Source organism: Neobacillus paridis (assembly GCF_016765675.1).
GTDB lineage: Bacteria > Bacillota > Bacilli > Bacillales > Cytobacillaceae > Neobacillus > Neobacillus paridis.
This window is the reverse complement of the sequence record NZ_JAESWB010000317.1, coordinates 1-654: the sequence shown is the minus strand read 5'-3', so window position 1 is coordinate 654 and position 654 is coordinate 1. Positions and strand designations below refer to the sequence as shown.

Genomic DNA, 654 nt, shown 5'->3' with positions numbered 1-654 from the left:
GCTTGGCCGCGTGGCGCGAGCGCACCCCGGAACGGCAGAGGAACAGAAGAATGTCGTCCTTGCCAGCCTGCTGCGCCAACTCTTTGCTGAATTCAGGATTCGGGTTGGCGCCTGGGTAAAGATTCCATTGCACCGCAGCCTGCTTTTCCGCGGGAAGCGTCACCTTGCCCACCCAGTCTCGCTCAGCATTGGTGCGAACGTCGATCAATTTTGCCTCCGAAGAAGACTGAAGAAGTTCGTAGGCTTCCTGCGGCGTGACCGCGCCGGCGTAGGGCAGTTGTCCCAATGCCGCGCGTGCGCGCGCCAGGGTAAGAATGGCGTCGGCAGTTGTCATTTTGTGCTCCAGGATTGAAAACCGCGCATTATAGCGCCGACAAAATAACTCTGATGCTTCGCACCAAAATGATGCGATACGTCGTCCGTGTTCATGGCAATAGCACCAAAATAGTGCTCAAGATCGAATGAATGCTTAACCGTGGTGCACTGCTCAAAAAGTGTTCGAACAACGTGCGTTTAATTTCCCGTCTTTCACCTTGTAAACCAACCAGATTAGCCTGTAACCATTCCATTGGCTTTGATCAATTCGGTGGCATGGAATCTGCTATCATTCCGGCCTGAGTTCGGTCGCATCCCAGGCAATCGTCCCAACCGGCG

The 654-nt window shown here is 54.4% G+C and carries 1 protein-coding gene; it reads right to left on the bottom strand.

Translation table 11 applies throughout. The features are described 5' to 3' along the window. Positions 1 to 334: rhodanese-like domain-containing protein (locus tag JK635_RS29045; RefSeq protein ID WP_202655542.1), on the bottom strand; the 334-nt coding region annotated here is incomplete at its 3' end. Positions 335 to 654: the final 320 nt, after the last annotated feature.